The 1,020-nt window shown below is 67.0% G+C and carries 1 protein-coding gene; it reads right to left on the bottom strand.

The features are described from left to right. Positions 1-203 precede the first annotated feature (203 nt). Positions 204-1,020: HAD-IC family P-type ATPase (locus AC097L_RS26460; RefSeq protein WP_479589658.1), on the bottom strand; the 817-nt coding region annotated here is incomplete at its 5' end.

Genomic DNA, 1,020 nt, shown 5'->3' on the forward strand with positions numbered 1-1,020 from the left:
TGTTTGATCGCCAAGCGGACGGCCCAGTTCATGTGGCGCGACCAGCAAACCATGCAGGCATAGGCCGCCACGGCTTCACCATCAAGCTGCAGGAGGCGGTGTTGGAGACGGCCGGTGCTTGGGAAAAATTTACGTGAAATCAGGGTCTAGCGCTTATCTCATAAGCGCAAGCAGCTATCAAAATTGACTTTCTGGCTACCCACTCACGTCCCCTTCCTCCCCATCGCCCACTTCACCCCCTCAAACCACAGCAGCCCCACCACCGCCAGCCCGCCGCAGGCCAGCAGCATCCCCACCGTCGGCTGCTCAAATGCAAACAGCCTGCCCACCGCCGGGATGCCCAGCACGCAAGCCAGCAGCAGCACGGTGGCGGCGGTGATCCAGGCGAAATAGCGGTTGCGGGCGGCGCCTTGGCGCCAGGACGGGTGGGTCCAGCTGCGGTTGGCGTAGATCAGGCCCAGGTTGGCCAGCACCAGCACGGTGAACACCAGGGCGCGGGCCATGTCGTCGGAGGTGCTGAGGGCCCGCGCCCCGGCGTACACGCCCAGCAGCAGTGCCAGCAGGCCGCTGCCTTGCCACAGGCCACGGGCCACCACGCTGCGGTCGAACAGGTGGGCGTTGGCGGGGCGGGGTGGCACGGCCATGGCGTCGGCTTCCAGCGGCTCGGCTTCAAACACCACCGAGCAGGCCGGGTCGATGATGAGCTGCAAAAACAGGATGTGCACCGGCATCAGCAGCATGGGCCAGCCCAGCAGCACCGGCACCAGCGACAAGCCGACGATGGGCACGTGCACGCCCACCACAAACACGATGGCCTTGCGCAGGTTGGCAAACACGCGGCGGCCATAGCGCACTGCGGTGACGATGGAGGCAAAGTCGTCGTTCAGCAGCACCAGGTCGGCGGCCTGGCGGGCCACTTCGGTGCCGCGTGCGCCCATGGCCACGCCGATGTGGGCGGCCTTGAGGGCGGGCGCGTCGTTCACGCCGTCGCCGGTCATGGCCACCACGTCGCCGCGTGCG

The sequence above is a fragment of the Rhodoferax sp. RT5P35 genome, assembly GCF_056521385.1.